11 protein-coding genes are annotated in these 16,004 nt (G+C 70.6%); 3 read left to right on the forward strand and 8 right to left on the reverse strand.

What is annotated here, in order from left to right; all coding sequences use genetic code 11:
- Nucleotides 1–115: 115 nt before the first annotated feature.
- From Q2K21_RS32580 to Q2K21_RS32595, 4 genes are all read right to left on the reverse strand, one after another.
- On the reverse strand, nt 116–2,218 hold the full coding sequence (locus Q2K21_RS32580) for a fructose-specific PTS transporter subunit EIIC (RefSeq protein ID WP_310778640.1): 2,103 nt from the start codon (nt 2,216–2,218) through the stop codon (nt 116–118).
- Nucleotides 2,219–2,426: 208 nt separating this feature from the next.
- Nucleotides 2,427–3,380, reverse strand: coding sequence for a 1-phosphofructokinase (gene pfkB / locus Q2K21_RS32585; RefSeq protein ID WP_310778643.1), 954 nt, complete (start codon nt 3,378–3,380; stop codon nt 2,427–2,429).
- The gene (locus Q2K21_RS32590) at nt 3,377–4,138 is read right to left on the reverse strand and encodes a DeoR/GlpR family DNA-binding transcription regulator (protein WP_310778646.1); all 762 of its coding nucleotides are present in this window, start codon (nt 4,136–4,138) and stop codon (nt 3,377–3,379) included. The genes pfkB and Q2K21_RS32590 overlap by 4 nt, the downstream gene beginning before the upstream one ends.
- Before the next feature lie 264 nt (nt 4,139–4,402).
- Nucleotides 4,403–5,932, reverse strand: a complete 1,530-nt coding sequence (locus Q2K21_RS32595; protein WP_310778649.1) for an MFS transporter — start codon at nt 5,930–5,932, stop codon at nt 4,403–4,405.
- Nucleotides 5,933–5,994: 62 nt separating this feature from the next.
- Between Q2K21_RS32595 and Q2K21_RS32600 the strand changes: the two genes are divergently transcribed.
- Nucleotides 5,995–6,969 (forward strand): helix-turn-helix transcriptional regulator, encoded by a 975-nt coding sequence (locus Q2K21_RS32600; protein WP_310778652.1) that lies wholly within the window; start codon nt 5,995–5,997, stop codon nt 6,967–6,969.
- A gap of 4 nt (nt 6,970–6,973) precedes the next feature.
- On the opposite strand, the gene Q2K21_RS32605 is transcribed toward Q2K21_RS32600, so the two are convergent.
- Complete coding sequence (locus tag Q2K21_RS32605; RefSeq protein ID WP_310781356.1) at nt 6,974–7,570, reverse strand: TetR/AcrR family transcriptional regulator; 597 nt, start codon at nt 7,568–7,570, stop codon at nt 6,974–6,976.
- Nucleotides 7,571–8,572: 1,002 nt separating this feature from the next.
- The gene (locus Q2K21_RS32610; protein WP_310778655.1) at nt 8,573–9,571 is read right to left on the reverse strand and encodes a sigma-70 family RNA polymerase sigma factor; all 999 of its coding nucleotides are present in this window, start codon (nt 9,569–9,571) and stop codon (nt 8,573–8,575) included.
- Nucleotides 9,572–9,744: 173 nt separating this feature from the next.
- Between Q2K21_RS32610 and Q2K21_RS32615 the strand changes: the two genes are divergently transcribed.
- Complete coding sequence (locus tag Q2K21_RS32615; RefSeq protein ID WP_310778658.1) at nt 9,745–10,263, forward strand: GNAT family N-acetyltransferase; 519 nt, start codon at nt 9,745–9,747, stop codon at nt 10,261–10,263.
- Here Q2K21_RS32615 and Q2K21_RS32620 read toward each other — a convergent pair.
- Nucleotides 10,260–14,297 carry a wHTH domain-containing protein gene (locus Q2K21_RS32620; RefSeq protein WP_310778661.1) on the reverse strand — a complete coding sequence of 1,346 codons (4,038 nt, stop codon included), beginning with the start codon at nt 14,295–14,297 and terminating at the stop codon, nt 10,260–10,262. The two genes, Q2K21_RS32615 and Q2K21_RS32620, sit on opposite strands and share 4 nt — an antisense overlap.
- Before the next feature lie 70 nt (nt 14,298–14,367).
- Nucleotides 14,368–15,135 carry a dioxygenase family protein gene (locus Q2K21_RS32625; RefSeq protein WP_386275913.1) on the reverse strand — a complete coding sequence of 256 codons (768 nt, stop codon included), beginning with the start codon at nt 15,133–15,135 and terminating at the stop codon, nt 14,368–14,370.
- A gap of 181 nt (nt 15,136–15,316) precedes the next feature.
- Between Q2K21_RS32625 and Q2K21_RS32630 the strand changes: the two genes are divergently transcribed.
- On the forward strand, nt 15,317–15,820 hold the full coding sequence (locus tag Q2K21_RS32630; RefSeq protein ID WP_310778666.1) for a MarR family winged helix-turn-helix transcriptional regulator: 504 nt from the start codon (nt 15,317–15,319) through the stop codon (nt 15,818–15,820).
- Nucleotides 15,821–16,004: the final 184 nt, after the last annotated feature.

Genomic DNA, 16,004 nt, shown 5'->3' on the forward strand with positions numbered 1-16,004 from the left:
CGTGAACAGGCCGCGCCCCGCAAGTGAACAGACCGCCCCCGCACGCGCGTCGGCCGCAACCCCGTCGAGGGGGTTGCGGCCGACGCGTGTTGGGGCGTGCTCGGTCAGCGGGTCGTCAGGCGGCGACCGGCTGCTTGGAGTCGCCGCGGGCCGATATCGCCGCTCCCGCGCCCTCCTTCGCGGAGCCCTCGGGGCTCTGCTTGCGCATGCCCTTCAGGACCACCACCAGGACCGTGGTCACACCCACACCGGCGGCGATGGCGAGCAGGTAGAGGAACGGGTTGCCGATCAGCGGGACCACGAAGATGCCGCCGTGCGGGGCGCGCAGCGTGGCGCCGAAGGCCATCGACAGGGCACCGGTGACCGCGCCGCCGACCATCGACGAGGGGATCACGCGCAGCGGGTCGGCCGCAGCGAACGGGATCGCGCCCTCGGAGATGAAGGAGGCGCCGAGGACCCAGGCCGCCTTCCCGTTCTCGCGCTCGGTCTGCGTGAACAGCTTGCCGCGCACGGTCGTGGCCAGGGCCATCGCCAGCGGCGGGACCATACCGGCGGCCATCACCGCAGCCATGATCTTCATCGCGGAGTCGCTCGGGTTGGAGACCGCGATGCCGGCGGTGGCGAAGGTGTACGCGACCTTGTTGACCGGGCCGCCGAGGTCGAAGCACATCATCAGGCCGAGCAGGATGCCGAGCAGGATGGCGTTGGTGCCGGACAGGCCGTTCAGCCAGTCGGTCATGCCCTTCTGTGCCGAGGCGATGGGCTTGCCGACCACCACGAACATCAGGAACCCGACGACCGCCGAGGAGATCAGCGGGATCACCACCACCGGCATGACGCCGCGCAACGCCGCCGGGATGTTGATCTTCTGGATCGCCAGCACCACACCACCCGCGAGCAGACCGGCCACCAGACCACCGAGGAAGCCCGCGTTGATGGTGAGGGCGATCGAGCCACCGACGAAGCCGGGCACGAGACCGGGTCGGTCCGCCATGCCGTAGGCGATGTAGCCGGCCAGGACCGGGACGAGGAAGCCGAAGGACACCACGCCGATCTGGAAGAGCAGCGCGGCCCAGCTGTCCGTCTGGGTCCACACGAAGTGGTCCATGACCGACGGCGCCTTGTTGATCTTGTAGCCGCCGATCGCGAAGCCGAGAGCGATCAGCAGACCGCCCGCCGCCACGAACGGAACCATGTAGCTCACGCCGGACATCAGCCACTTGCGCAGCTTGGTGCCGTAGCCCTCACCGGAGTCACCGGCGCGCTCGACCGGCGTCCCGGGGGCGGCCGCCGCGGTCACCTCGCCGCGGGCGGCCTTGTCGCGCACTTCGGCGATCAGATCGGCGGGGCGGTTGATGCCCGCCTTCACACCGACGTCCACGGTCGGCTTCCCGGCGAAGCGGTCCTTGTCCCGCACGGGCACGTCGTGGGCGAAGATCACGGCGTCCGCCGCCTCGATGACGGCCGGGTCGAGCCGGGCGAAACCGGCCGAGCCCTGTGTCTCCACAACCAGTTCGACGCCCGCGTCGCGGCCCGCGTTCTCCAGCGACTCGGCGGCCATGTAGGTGTGGGCGATGCCGGTGGGGCAGGAGGTGACGGCGACGATACGGAACGGACGCTCACCGGTGGCGCCCGGTGCCGGGGCGACTGTGTCGACGTCCGCGACGCGCGCGCCCGGCACCGGGGCCGTGCCGTCCGCGGCAGCGTCGGAGGAGGCCTTTCCGGCCGACGCCGCCGTGGAGTCCTCGGAGTCCGTCGCGGCCGCGGCCGCCGGGGACTCGTCCCCGCGGATGAGCGCGGCCGCGGCCGCCGCGTTGTCCACGGCCCGCAGCGCGGACGTGAACTCGGCGTTCATGAGCTGACGGGCGAGAGACGACAGGATCGTGAGGTGGGCGTCGTCCGCGCCCGCCGGGGCCGCGATCAGGAAGATCAGGTCGGCCGGGCCGTCCGGGGCACCGAAGTCGATGCCCCGCGCGCTGCGCCCGAAGGCGAGCGTCGGCTCGGTGACGTGCTCGCTGCGGCAGTGCGGGATGCCGATACCGCCGTCGAGGCCGGTCGGCATCTGCGCCTCGCGCGCGGCTACGTCGGCGAGGAAGCCGTCCAGGTCGGTCACCCGACCCTGGGCCACCATGCGCTCGGCGAGGGCACGTGCCGCCGCTTCCTTGGTGTCGGCGGACAGGTCGAGGTCGACCAGGTCCGCGGTGATCATCTCGCTCATCGCGGGCTCCTTCGCACGCGTATCGCCCGGGGGAACTCGTGGGCGGTGGTGGGGACGGAAATGCAGTGAGGTGGTACGGGGAGGAAGTGAGGTGTTACGGGGAGGATCGGGGTGGCGGGGCCGGGGGAACCCCGCCACCCCGTGGCTGCGGCGAGGGCGGGGATGCTCCGCCGCGTCGGGGCCGGTTCGAGGGGTGTGGCGCGCGCGTTCATGACACGGGTTCCGTCAGGACGCGGTCCACGGGGACCTCCGCCGTGACGGTCACGGCGGAGAGATCGAGGTCGGCCGGGGTCGGCATCACGCTGCCCGGCAGCTGGACGGCTGCGGCGCCGTGGGCGACGGCCGAGGCCAGGGCTTCGGGACCAGTGCCGCCCGCGATCAGGAAGCCCGCGAGGGAGGAGTCGCCGGCGCCGACGTTGGAGCGTACGACATCGACGGAGGCGCTGCCGAACCACGCGCCCGCGCCGTCGACCAGCAGCTGCCCGTCCGCGCCGAGGCTGGCGAGCACGGCGCCCGCGCCCATTTCCCGCAGTTCCTCGGCCGCCTTGACCGCGTCGCCCACGGTGACGAGGGGGCGCCCGACGGCCTCCGCGAGCTCCTCGGCGTTCGGCTTCACCACGTCCGGGCGCTCACGCAATGCCTCCAGCAGCGCGGGCCCGGAGGTGTCGAGCGCGATCCGGGCGCCCGCGGCGTGGGCACGGGCGACCAGATCGGCGTACCAGGACGGGGCCAGACCCCGCGGGAGGCTGCCGCAGCAGGTGATCCAGGTGGTGTCGGCGGAGCGGTACTGCTCACGGACCGCCTCCAGGAGCAGTTCGGCCTCGGAGGCGGAGAGCTCGGGACCAGGCGCGTTGATCTTGGTGAGGGTGCCGTCGGGTTCGGCGACCGCGATGTTGGAGCGGGTGGCTCCGGCGATCGGGACCGGGGCGACCTGGATGCCCTGCGCGTGCAGCAGGTCGGCGACGAGCGCGCCCGGCGCGCCGCCGAGGGGCAGGACGGCGACCGTGGGCTGTCCGGCGGCGGCGACCGCGCGCGAGACGTTCACGCCCTTGCCGCCCGGGTCCACGCGTTCGCCGGTGGCACGGATGACCTCACCGCGGTCGAGGGACGGGACCTCGTACGTACGGTCGAGAGAGGGGTTCGGGGTGACGGTGAGAATCATGCGCGTACTACTTCCGTGCCGCCGCGCTCGATCGCGGCCGCGTCTTCAGGGCTCAGCCCACTGTCGGTGATCAGCAGGTCCACGTCGCCGAGGTCGCCGAAGCGGGCGAAGTGCTCCTGGCCGTGCTTGGAGGAGTCGGCGAGCAGCACCACGCGGCGGGCGGCCTGGATCGCGGCGCGCTTGACGGCGGCCTCGGCGAGGTCGGGCGTGGTCAGTCCGTGGCCGGCGGAGAAGCCGTTGGCGGCGATGAACAGGACGTCGGCGCGGATCTCGCCGTACGCGCGCAGCGCCCAGGCGTCCACGGCGGCGCGCGTACGGTGCCGTACGCGCCCCCCGACCAGATGGAGCTGGATACCGGGGTGGTCCGCGAGGCGGGCCGCGGTGGGCAGGCTGTGCGTGACGACGGTGAGCGTGGTGTCCAGGGGGATAACCCCAGCGAGCCGGGCGACCGTCGAACCGGCGTCGAGGATCATCGTGCCCTCGCCCGGCAGCTCCGCGAGGGCCGCCTTGGCGATCCGGTCCTTCTCGTCGGCCGCGGTGGACTCCCGCTCCGCGAGGTCCGGCTCGAAGTCCAGGCGTCCGGCAGGAATGGCACCGCCGTGCACCCGGCGCACGAGGCCGGCGCGGTCGAGGGCCTTCAGGTCGCGGCGGATCGTTTCGGCCGTGACCTGGAACTCCTCGGCCAGCGACACCACGTCCACCCGCCCGCCGTCACGGGCGAGCCGGAGGATCTCCTGCTGCCGCTCCGGTGCGTACATGTCCGTTTGCCTCCGACTCCATGTCCGAACGTGTGGCTTCAGATGCCCGAACGTGTGGTTTCAGTGGGAGGCTACGTCCGGTTTTCCGGAATGTAAACGGGTTTGAGCAACGAAACGGACACGAACGGGCTCCCGCTTTCCGGCCATCGGACAAGGCCCAGGTCGGGCCCTGTACGCCGGCGTCAGGCCCCATACGCCGGCGCCCGGCGGTTCGCGCAGAACGCGACCCGCCGGGCGCCACCGACCTCGACAGACGACTCCCGTTCAGGAGACGAGCACCCGGTCCTCCACGATGTCCGCCTCCGTCTCCGCTCCCTCCACGTGCTGCGCCGGCCGCTTCGGCAGGGCGAACATCAGCAGGAAGATCACCGCCATCACGGCCGCGACCCAGCCCAGCGCGTGCTGGAAGGCGTGCACGAAGGCCGGACCCACCTGGGCGGGGGTCAACCGGTCGTCGATCTCGCCGAAAAAGACCACCGACACCAGCCCGAGACCCAGCGCGTTGCCCATCTGCTGCACCGTGTTGATCAGGCCGGACGCCGAGCCGGAGTGCTCACGCGGCACCCCGGACAGGATCGCGTCCGTCAACGGGGCGACGATCAGCCCCATACCCACACCCATGACCACCAGCGGCAGCGCCATCTGCCAGGAAGCGATGGCCAGGCCGTACCGGTCGGACTCCCAGATGTAGAGCAGGACGCCCGCCCCCATCACCAGCGCGCCCGCCTGGAGCACCTTGCGGCCGAAACGCGGGACCAGCTTCTGCACGGACAGACCGGCCGCCGTCGAGACCGCGATCGAGAACGGCACGCCCGTCAGCCCGGCCCGCAGAGCGCTCCAGCCCAGCCCGACCTGCATGTACAGCGTCCAGACCAGGAAGAAGACGCCGAGGCCGACCCCGAAGACGGTCTGCACCGCGATGCCCGCCGCGAAGCTCTTCACGCGGAAGAGGGACAGCTCGATCAGGGGGGAACCGTCGCGCACCGCCTTCCGCCTCTCGTAGGCCACCAGTGCCGTGAAGACGACCAGCGCGCCCGCCATCGACGCGTACCCCCACAGCGGCCAGCCCAGCTCCCGGCCGCGGGTGAGCGGGTAGAGCAGCATCAGCAGACCGAGGGTGACCAGGGCGACGCCGACCAGGTCGAGGCGCAGGGCCCGCGGGGCCTTGGACTCCGTGATGTAGCGACGGCCCAGGACGAATGCCACGATGCCGACCGGCAGGTTGATCAGGAAGATGGGCCGCCACTGCAGCCCGAACAGGTTCCACTCGGTGAGCAGCGCCCCCAGGAGCGGACCGGAGACGGCACCGAGACCGACGATCGCGCCGAACAGACCGAAGACCTTGCCCCGCTCGTGCGCCGGGAAGGTGGCGTGCACGATCGACAGCACCTGCGGCACCATCAGCGCGGCCATCGCTCCCTGGAGGATCCGCGAGGCGACGAGCATCTCCGGGTTCGCGGCGAAGCCGCACAGCGCCGAGGCGAGCGTGAAACCTCCTATGCCGATGAGGAAGAGGCGCTTGCGGCCGTGGATGTCGCCGAGCCGGCCGCCCGTGATGAGCCCGGCGGCGAAGGCGAGCGCGTACCCCGCCGTGATCCACTGGATCTGGCTGAAGGACGCGCCCGCATCCCGCTTGATCGACGGGATCGCGATGTTGACGATCGTGACGTCGACCAGGTCCATGAACGCCGCGGTCATCACGATGGCGAGCGCGAACCAGCGACGCCGGTCGCCCGTGCCGGCCGCGGCGCCCCCGTCGGCCGTACTGCTGAAAGTGGTCTTGGTGGAGGTCATGCCCAGAATCTAGGAGCCGATTAGGTCAGATCGCGTCCTAGTTCTCCGGCATCCTCGGATCCATGACGATCGACACTCCGGCCCGGCTCCTACAGCTGCTCTCCCTCCTCCAGACTCCGCGCGAGTGGCCCGGCGGCGAGCTCGCCGACCGGCTCGGGGTGTCCCGGCGCACCGTACGGCGCGATATCGACCGGCTGCGCGAGCTGGGCTACCCGGTCGAGGCCACCAAGGGAGCCGACGGCGGCTACCGGCTGGTCGCGGGCAAGGCCATGCCGCCGCTCGTGCTCGACGACGAGGAGGCCGTCGCGATAGCGGTGGGGCTGCGCGCCGGGGCCGGGCACGCCGTCGAGGGCGTGGAGGAGGCGTCCGTTCGGGCCCTGGCCAAGCTGGAACAGGTGCTGCCGAGCCGGCTGCGCCACCGCGTCACCACGCTCCAGGCCGCCACCACTCCCCTGACCAGCGGCGACGGGGCGAGCATCGCGCCCGAGACGCTGACCGTGATGGCCTCGACGATCGCGGGCAGTGAACGGCTGCGGTTCGCGTACCGCTCGGGGGACGGAACGCCGTCACGGCGCCTGACCGAGCCGCGCAGGCTGGTGTCGACCGGCCGCCGCTGGTACCTCGTCGCCTACGACCTCGACCGCGACGACTGGCGCACCTTCCGCGTCGACCGGGTCACCGAGCCGTTCGCGACCGGCGCGCGGTTCACGCCACGGGAGCTGCCGACGGGAAGCGCGGCGGAGTATCTGCGGCAGTCGATGTACGGACGGCAGGAGACCTACGCGTTCGAGGCGACCTTCGCCGCGCCGGCGGACTTCGTCGCGGCGCGTGTGCCCCGGTGGGTCGGCACGCCCGAGCCCCTCGACGACCACAGCTGCCGGCTGCGCGGCACGGTGAGCGACTCCGTGGAGTGGCTGGCGGTGCGGCTCGCGCTGGTCGACTGCGAGTTCACCGTGCATCGTCCGGCCGAACTGGTCGCCTGCGTACGGGATCTGGGGGCACGGATGAGCCGGGCGGCGGACGCGGGCAGGGCGTGAGGGGTCAAGCTCGGCCCGTCTCCCACCGGAAGTCCCGCAGGGCCTCCAGATTGCTTACGGCGAGAGCGGCGGGTCCACCCGGACCGGCGGCCGGTTCCTCGCCGACGGCCCAACTCTCCACCGCCACACGGACGGCGGCCCCGGCGACGGCCGCGGCGAAACGGAGGGCAGGGGTAACCGTGACTGACTCTTCGTCACCAGCGCGCATACGCCCGGCCAGTACCTCTGCCAGCTCCGGTTCCGCGGCCTGGCAGATCTCGGCCCAGACCTTTCTGAGCGCGGGGTTGGTGTCGGTGAGGCGCAACAGGGCGCGGACCCATTCCAGGGACCTCGCGGACACGCCGACGCCGGGGGTCAGGGTGCGGACCGCCGCGTGGTGCAGGGCCTCGGCGACGGTGAGGTGGGCGGGGGCGTCGCGGACGGCCTCGGCCCACCTGTGGGCGCCCGCCGAGAACAGCGGGGCCAGCGACTCCTCCTTGGTCGCGAAGTAGCGGTAAAAGGTGCGCGGGGCGATGCCGGCGGCGCGGGCGATGTCCTCGGTCCGGGTGGCGCGCAGGCCGTTCGTCATGAAGAGTCCCGCCGCGGCACGGGCGACCTCCATACGGGTCGCTGCCCTGCGCCGCTCGGTGAGGGACGCGCCCTCGAAGTCGTGCGTCGTACGGCCGGGGTATGCCCCGCTCGTACGGTTGGTACCGGTCACGGACGGCAGGTTATGCCGCTGTGGCACAATCTGCCATCCGGGCCGCCCCGGGGTTCAGGTCCGGGGCGACCCGTCGAACTGCCCCTGCCCGACCCGGCATGGGAAGAACCGGGCCCCGGCGCCAGGGGGGAGCGGCGCCGGGGCCCGGCTCGGAGAGTCCCGGCGCCGGGGGGAGTGCGTCGGGACTCGGTTCTGGAGGGCGGACCATACGGTCCGGCCCATGCTTGATGCGGGACTCGGAGGTCTTGTGCCCCGGGTCCGGGGTGTTGAAGCGACGGAACAGCGCCAAGTCGCACGACGGAGCGTGCGGCGCCCGCCCGAAGCCGCCACGCGCCCCGAGCACCACTGCCCGCGCGGGCGTACGCCCAGGTCACACACCGGAACGACCCATGCGCCCAGGGCCGCAACACCCCGAACGGACCGCCGACCACATGCCCCGGCGCCCCGAACGAACCACCGCCCCCAGGCCACGGCGCCCCAATGGACCGCAGCCCAGACACAACACCCCACCGGACCACAGCCCCAGGCACCCGACCGAACCGTAAGCCCCGGGCCACGGCGCCCCGAACGGACTGCTGACCCCAAACCTGGCGCCCCGAACAGACCACCGACCCCAGGCCTGCCGCCCGGAAAGGACCGGCCAACCCCAGGCCACGGCGCCCCGACCGGACCACAGCCCAGGCACCCCACCGAACCGTAAGCCCCGGGCCACGACACCCGACCGGCACGACGTAAAGCCGCAAGCCGAGCTGCGGGGCCCGCCGGGCCGTGGGCTTCCAGGCCTCTGGCCGTGGGCTTCCAGGCCTCTGGCCGCGGGCATCCCGGCCGCCGGGCCCGGGCAGCCCGAGCCGCCGGGCCCGGGGCCTCCGGGCCGACGTCACACCGTCGGCCCCACAGGCACCGTTACGCCGCCGCGTCGAACCCCGTCTGCCGCGCCAGCTTCTTCAGCTCCAGCAGCGCGTGCTTCTCGATCTGCCGGATCCGCTCGCGCGTCAGGCCGTGCTCCTTGCCGACCTCCGTGAGCGTGCGCTCCCGGCCGTCCTCGATGCCGTACCGCATCTTGATGATCGAGGCCGTGCGCTGGTCCAGTCGACCGATGAGGTCGTCCAGCTCCTCGCTGCGCAGCAGCGTGAGCACCGACTGCTCCGGCGACACCGCCGACGTGTCCTCAAGGAGGTCGCCGAACTGCGTCTCGCCCTCGTCGTCCACCGACATGTTCAGCGAGACCGGGTCACGGGCCCAGTCCAGCACGTCGATGACCCGCTCCGGGGTCGCGCCCAGCTCGGCCGCGATCTCGGCCGGCTCCGGCTCCCGCCCGTTCTCACGGTTGAACTCCCGCTGGACGCGCCGGATACGGCCGAGCTCCTCCACCAGGTGGACGGGCAGCCGGATGGTCCGGGACTGGTCGGCGATCGACCGGGTGATGGCCTGACGGATCCACCAGGTCGCGTACGTCGAGAACTTGAAGCCCTTGCGGTAGTCGAACTTCTCGACCGCGCGCACCAGGCCGGCGTTGCCCTCCTGGATCAGATCGAGCAGCGGGAGACCACTGCGGGGGTAGCGGCGCGCCACGGCGACGACCAGGCGGAGGTTCGAGCGGATGAAGACGTCCTTCGCCTTCTCCCCCTCGGTGACCAGGGCCTCCAGCTCCTCGCGGGTGGCATCGGCCTTGGCCTCTTCCTCGCCGTCGAGGATCTGTCGCGCGAACACACCCGCTTCGATGATCTGGGACAGCTCGACCTCCCTGGCGGCGTCGAGCAGTGGTGTACGCGCGATCTCGTCGAGGTACATGCCGACCAGGTCGCGATCGGCGATCTCGCCGCCATGGGCGCGAACACTGTTTGCCGCGTCCACGGTCTCGCCTTCGGAGGCCTTGCGACGGGCGACGGCACGGGTTGCCATGCGTGCTCCCTTGCGTGGTGGGCTAGCGGATGGTCCAGTGACGCTTCGGACACCCTTCCGGGTGCCCGGCATCTGATGGAAACAACGACTGGAATCCGGACAGAATTCCCAACCTGCCCCTCATTTTTTCTGATCATGCAGTACCCTGTCCGCCCGCCACGTGGGGAGGTCGGATGGCAACGGAACGTACAGAGGTCCAGGTCAGACCGGGAGTCGAGAACGACCTCAAAGCCCTCACGGACATCTACAACCACTACGTGCGTGAGACGCCCATCACATTCGACACCGCGTCCTTCACACCGGAAGAGCGGCGTCCGTGGCTGCTCTCCCACCCTGAAGACGGGCCGCACCGGCTGATGGTTGCCACCCCCACGGACTCACAGGAGATTCTGGGGTACGCCACATCCAGCGCTTACCGCGCGAAGCCCGCGTACTCGACCTCCGTGGAGGTCACCGTCTATCTGGCCCCCCACGCGACCGGCCGCGGCGTCGGCACACACCTCTACAAGGCCCTCTTCGAGACCCTCGCCGACGAGGACCTCCACCGCGCGTACGCGGGCATCGCCCAGCCCAACGAAGCGTCCGTGCGCCTGCACGAACGCTTCGGCTTCCGGCACGTCGGCACCTACCGGGAGGTGGGCCGGAAGTTCGGGCGGTACTGGGATGTGGCCTGGTACGAAAAGGAGCTCTAGGACTCCGGCAGCGCGGGTTCCGGCTCCTCGCGTCTGGGCAGCTTCTCCCTGGCGGCTCGGATCATGTCCCGCACGTCAGGAACGTTCATGCCGAGGCGACGGAGGCGGTCGGCGGCTTCCAGGATGGGGATGCCGAGACGGCCGGAGACAGCGCAGATGTGGCCCAGGAGGACCGGTTCCTCGGAGTCGAGCCAGGGGAATCTGCTGTCCAGGTCCCTGCTGAGGATCAGCAGATCGTCGCGGACGTCGTCCGACTCCAGTCGCGAGTGCCGGGGGACATCGAATCCGTACGACCGCAGCCGGGCCGAGACCACAACCGGGCTCCTCTTCACCCGACGTGCTGTCAACAAGAGGTCGTTCATCGATATGGCGGTGTCGTCGTTGCTGCGCGACTCCCAGATTTCAACGCTCGGGTCGAGGAGTTCCTCATCGATTTCGTCCAGCTCATCGGGGAGGGTCAACGAGGCGGACGCACCGAGCCGACGCAGCCGGTCCACCGCGGCCCGCGGTGACATCCTGAGCTTGGCCGCCGCCCTCAACAGGTCGGCCCACGAGAACACCAGGCCATTCGGCCACAGGGTGGGCATGTCACCGCTGTAACCGATCAACATCCGGTCCGACGCGGACCACTCGTTGAGCGCGGTCGTCCGCCGGCTCAGTCCGTAGGCGTCGAGAACGGCGGCCACGTCGGCCACGTCCATGTGGCATGCGCGCGCCGCCGCCAGCAGATGGCTGTACGGCACCGTTTCGTCTGGGCCGATCCAGGCGGGTTTCCCGTTCAGATCCCGGCTGAGCAGGAGCAGATCTTCGGGCCCGCGCAGCTCGGGCAGATCAGCGACCGTCAGTCCGTACCGGCGCAGCTCTTCGCCCACGTCGGCGACCGTCCGACCGGTGCGCCGGGCCATCGAGAGCACATGCCCCGGCGGAATCGGGGCCTCGGTCGTCCACCAGCCCCCCTCGCCGTCGCCGCCCATACTCAGCAGCTGCAGGCTGTCCTCCGTCATGCGCTCCGGAAGTCCGTCGGCCGCGGACACGTCGAACCCGTACCACCGCATGCGCTCGGCGATCTTCGGGATGCTCGCACCGTGGCGCACATGCGCCTCGATGAAGTGATTCAGCGGTACCGGGTCGTCCGTGGAGCACCAGCCGGGCTCGCCGCCCAGGCCCAGGCTGAGCAGTGCGAGGTCAAGAGGATCGGGCTCGGCGTTCGGGTAGCGGTCGGCGGGCAGCACGGCGATGTGCAACTGTTCCGCGCGCCGAACAACCTGCCGCGGGGTCAAGCCTGCCCGGCTCGCGACCCAGAGGACGTGGCCGGGTTTCGCCCAGTCCTCGACCTGCAGCCACCCTCCGTGGTCATCGAACACGGCTGTGTCCGAGGGCCGTGCGGGCAAGAGCGCGGGGACGTCCGCCGGCTCCGGACCCAACTCGGCGAGCCGCGCCCCCTCTCCATGGGCGAGAAGGCGCCACAGGAGGATGTGATCAGGCACTTCCTTGGTCGAACTACGGCTGTCCTCGCCCGTGGCCCAGTTGATGATTCTCGCGTCATCCGGAAGGAAACCGGCTTCAGCCGGTCGGAAGGGACGTCCGCCGGGGAGTTGGAGTTCCCGGTCGGCCCTCATGACCGCTTCGGTGATGATGTCGGCGAGCTTGGGGCTGGAGGAGGCCACTCCGCCGAGCCAGTCGAAGCTGAGCAGCTCGGACGTCGAACAGGCCAGATCGTCCGCCGCCGCGCGAAGCAGGCCCTCCACCGTGCCCGACACGTCGTCGAGGATCTCGAGACGGTCGATGGAGAGCTTGGGTGCGGGTTCCCCCACCAGATTCACGACAGCTCCGCGCAGAACCTCGTCCTGGGGGCGTTCCAAGAACAGTGACCGCCTCGACTTCCCCCGCTGCGGATCCGCCAGCACCCCCCGCCGCTGCGTGGGCCTGGTCAGAATCCCGTCCACCAGCACGCCCCCGCCCGACTCGCACCACACCACTCGGGGCGGAGCCCCGTCCTCGCCCGGCGGCCCGAGCACCTGGGTTCCGTGGGCGCGCAGCGCTTCCTGACCGTCCGCACGCGCGTCGCCCCGCAGCCGGAACGACCTGGCCTTCCACTCGGCCGTAAGCGCCACCCCGTGCCGCGCCGACGTGTCGAAGTCCACGAAGCCCAGCAACCGCTTCAGCTCCTGGACGCACGAAGGCGCCTTCTCCTTGAGATAGAGCCGGACGATCGTGCCCGCATCGGTGGGGCCGTCGAACGGTTCGATGCGGAACAGATGGTTGGGCCCGTAGATCGCCACCTTGTAGCAGTCACCCGTGGAACCGCCGTCCAACTGCTTTCGAGTGATCACCTCGAACTCGTCGGCGATCATGAAGTAGCTCAGCACCCCGATACCGAAGCGGCTGACGGGATACATGCGGATGCCTTTGGCCTCCCAGTCGCTGCGCTCGTTGCGGACGTCCGTCAGATCCGTGAAACGCGTCCCGGCGCGAGCGAAGACCCTGCTCAGTTCCGACTCGCCCATCCCAATGCCGTTGTCCCGGCACTCGAGGTACTCACGGCCGTCTTTCACGCCCTGTTCGAAGCGGATCCAGCCCCGCCAGGCCTCTCCGTCCTCCTCGGTGCGGTCCCGCCGCTGCTTCTTCGCGTAGTCGATCCGCGCCGCGCGATACCGGCAGGCGTCCAGCGCGTTCTGGTACAGCTCCCTGATCGCGAGCCCCGGGCTGCGGTACAGCTGGACCCCCATCAGCAGGCCCCGCACCCGTCGGGGGTCCACCTGGAACTTGCTGTAGTTCTCGAACTTGAGTCGGCCGTCGTCCCCACGTGCGGGCTCCACGCCCTCGGCCAAGGCGCGCTGTGGCAGTGCCCGCAGCGGTTTCAGGTCTTCCCCCGCGCGGGCCGCGCGGTGGACGTCCTCCAAAAGCGCGTCGACCTGCTCCACATGCTGCCGTAGGGCCTCGACCACCGCCTCGTGCTGGCAGTCGGCGGCCTCCAGCACCATGGGGCCGTGGTCGCTGTTCCAGGAGGCCCGCTCGACGGTCACACTCCTGAGTTCCTCCAGGTCCACCCGGTGCGGGATGCCCAGGTTCTCCACCAGGTCGTCCGGGAGCGCGGGGATGTCGAGGGCGCGGGCACGGGCGACTGCCAGGAGCAGTGCCAGCCTTTTGAGGCGCAGCCTCTGCGGCGTGTGCAGACCACCGCCCACGGTGAACGTTTTGTAGAGGTCCAGCCGTTCGAGCCGGCACGCCTCCAACAACGGCAGCCGCAGCCCGTAAAGAACCTGTCCGGCCCTGTTCCGGTCGAACACGTTCCACAGAGGGGGGCGGTTCAGTGCCAGCCGACCCACCAGATCCTCGTACGCCGTCCAGTGGTGCTTCGTGCCCCGCAGGCCGTTGTCGATCCACTGGTGGAACAGCCACCAGCCGATGTCCGACTCGGCCCCCGGCCGGTCGGTCAGGCCCAGTGTGGCCCGGCGTACGAGCCGATCGTGGCCGTCGTCGCAGAACTTCTCGTACGACACGCGGTCGTCGTCTCCGCCCCGTCGACCGAGTTCGTCGGGCCGCACCCCGACCCGCTCCGCCGCCGTACGCACCCACAGCGTCTGGGACACATACGGCGCGAGTGTCAGCAGCATGACCTCCACGGGATGGAAGTCCCAGTCCTCGTTCGTGTCGTCGCACACCAACTGGACGATGTGGCTCAGGAAACGCTTCGCGAACTCCCGGTCCCACCACGGGTCACCGGTGAGACTCCGTTCGCTGTCGTCGTGCAGCGCGCCCAGTCCGGCCGCGATGTCCCGCGCCGCCGCCAGCATCGGGCCGCTGTCCCGGTCCTCCGGTACGCGCGACCAGAGGCGGGGCGCCGCCACCTCGCTCACCCAAGGGTGGGGCGCCTCCTGAGGAGCTGCGGGCGGCGATGGCGGCGGGTAGTGACGGTCGTAATGGTGGTGGGTCGCGTGGTACTGCACCGATCCCGCGTGCCCCACCTGGAACGACGGCCCGTTGATCGTGTTGTCACTGATCCTGTTCTCTGTCCCGCCCCGCTCCGTCACCCCTCAAGGGTAGAAGCAACTCCCTTGTCTCAGAAGGGAAAGCGAACAGGACGACAACACCACCCAGGCCCTATCCGAACTGCACCGACCTCTTGGCCAGCCCCATCCAGAACCCGTCGATCACCGACCGCTGCGTGTCCAGCTCGCCCGTCGCGTCCGCCGCGCCCATCGTGACGAACAGCGGGGCGAAGTGTTCCGTGCGGGGGTGGGCCAGGCGGCCCGCCGGGGACTTGCGGGTGAAGTCGAGGAGCGCGTCGATGTCGCCGGCGTCCAGGGCGCGGTGACCCCAGTCGTCGAACTCCGCCGACCAGCCCGGCACTCCCCCGCCCGCGTGGCGCAGGGCCGCCAGGTTGTGGGTGAAGAAGCCGGAGCCGATGATCAGGACGCCCTCGTCGCGCAGCGGGGCCAGCTTGCGGCCGATCTCCAGCAGCTTCACCGGGTCGAGGGTCGGCATGGAGATCTGCAGGACCGGGATGTCGGCCTCGGGGAACATCTCGACCAACGGGACGTACGCACCGTGGTCCAGGCCGCGGTCCGGGAAGTCCTGCACGGGGATGCCGGGGGCGCGCAGCAGCTTCCGCACGGAGTCGGCGAGTTCGGGGGCGCCCGGGGCCCCGTACGTCACCCGGTAGTAGTGCTCGGGGAAGCCCCAGAAGTCGTAGACCAGCGGGATCGTCTCCACCGCGCCGAGGGCGAGCGGGGCCTCCTCCCAGTGGGCGGAGACCATGAGGATCGCCTTGGGGCGCGGCAGGCCGGCGGACCAGGCGGCGAGCTGGCCGGGCCAGATCGGGTCGTCCGCCAGCGGGGGCGCACCATGGCTCAGATAGAGGGCGGGCATGCGCTCGGGCGCGGTGCGCTCCTCGGTGACGGCGGACATGGTGGCGGCTCCCTTCCGGATTGCCTGGCACTGGGTGCTTTCACTGCTGCCTGGCGACTGCTTGAAGTCTCAAGCTCTCTCACGACAGAGCCTAACGCCGACTTGTTTAAGTTTCAAGAAGGAGCCTCGTACAGTGGAGTACATGAAGACGGCACCCGCTGCGGACACACGCTGGCTCACCGACGAGGAGCAGCGCATCTGGCGTGCGTACATGCACGCCGTCACCCTTTTCGAGGATCACCTCGACCGTCAGCTACAGCGTGACGCGGGTATGCCGCACGTGTACTACGGACTGCTCGTCCAGCTCGCCGAGGCGCCGCACCGGCGGCTGCGGATGACCGAGCTGGCCATGCAGGCGAAGATCACGCGCTCCCGGCTCTCGCACGCCGTCGCCCGCCTGGAGAAGAACGGCTGGGTGCGGCGCGAGGACTGTCCGTCCGACAAGCGCGGGCAGCTCGCGGTCCTCACGGACGAGGGGTACGAGGTGCTGTCGCGCACCGCGCCCGGGCATGTGGCGGCCGTGCGCCAGGCCCTCTTCGACCGGCTCACCCCCGAACAGCAGCAGTCCCTCGGCGAGATCATGTCGATCATCGCGGAGGGACTGCAGCCGAAGGAGGCCGGGGCGGACCTGCCCTGGCTCCGCTGAACCCAGGGCGGAAAGTTCCGGAGACGGAACGCGGGGACACGGGACGTCGGACGCGGGGCACGGGACGTCGACGGGGGGCACGGACCACAGGCCGCAGGCCACAGGCCACAGGCCATCGGACCTCGGACCTCGGACCTCGGATATCCGACATCGGACATGGGTCCGCCCCGGCCCCGCAGGTTCG

The organism is Streptomyces sp. CGMCC 4.7035 (assembly GCF_031583065.1).
GTDB classification, from domain to species: Bacteria; Actinomycetota; Actinomycetes; order Streptomycetales; family Streptomycetaceae; genus Streptomyces; species Streptomyces yaanensis.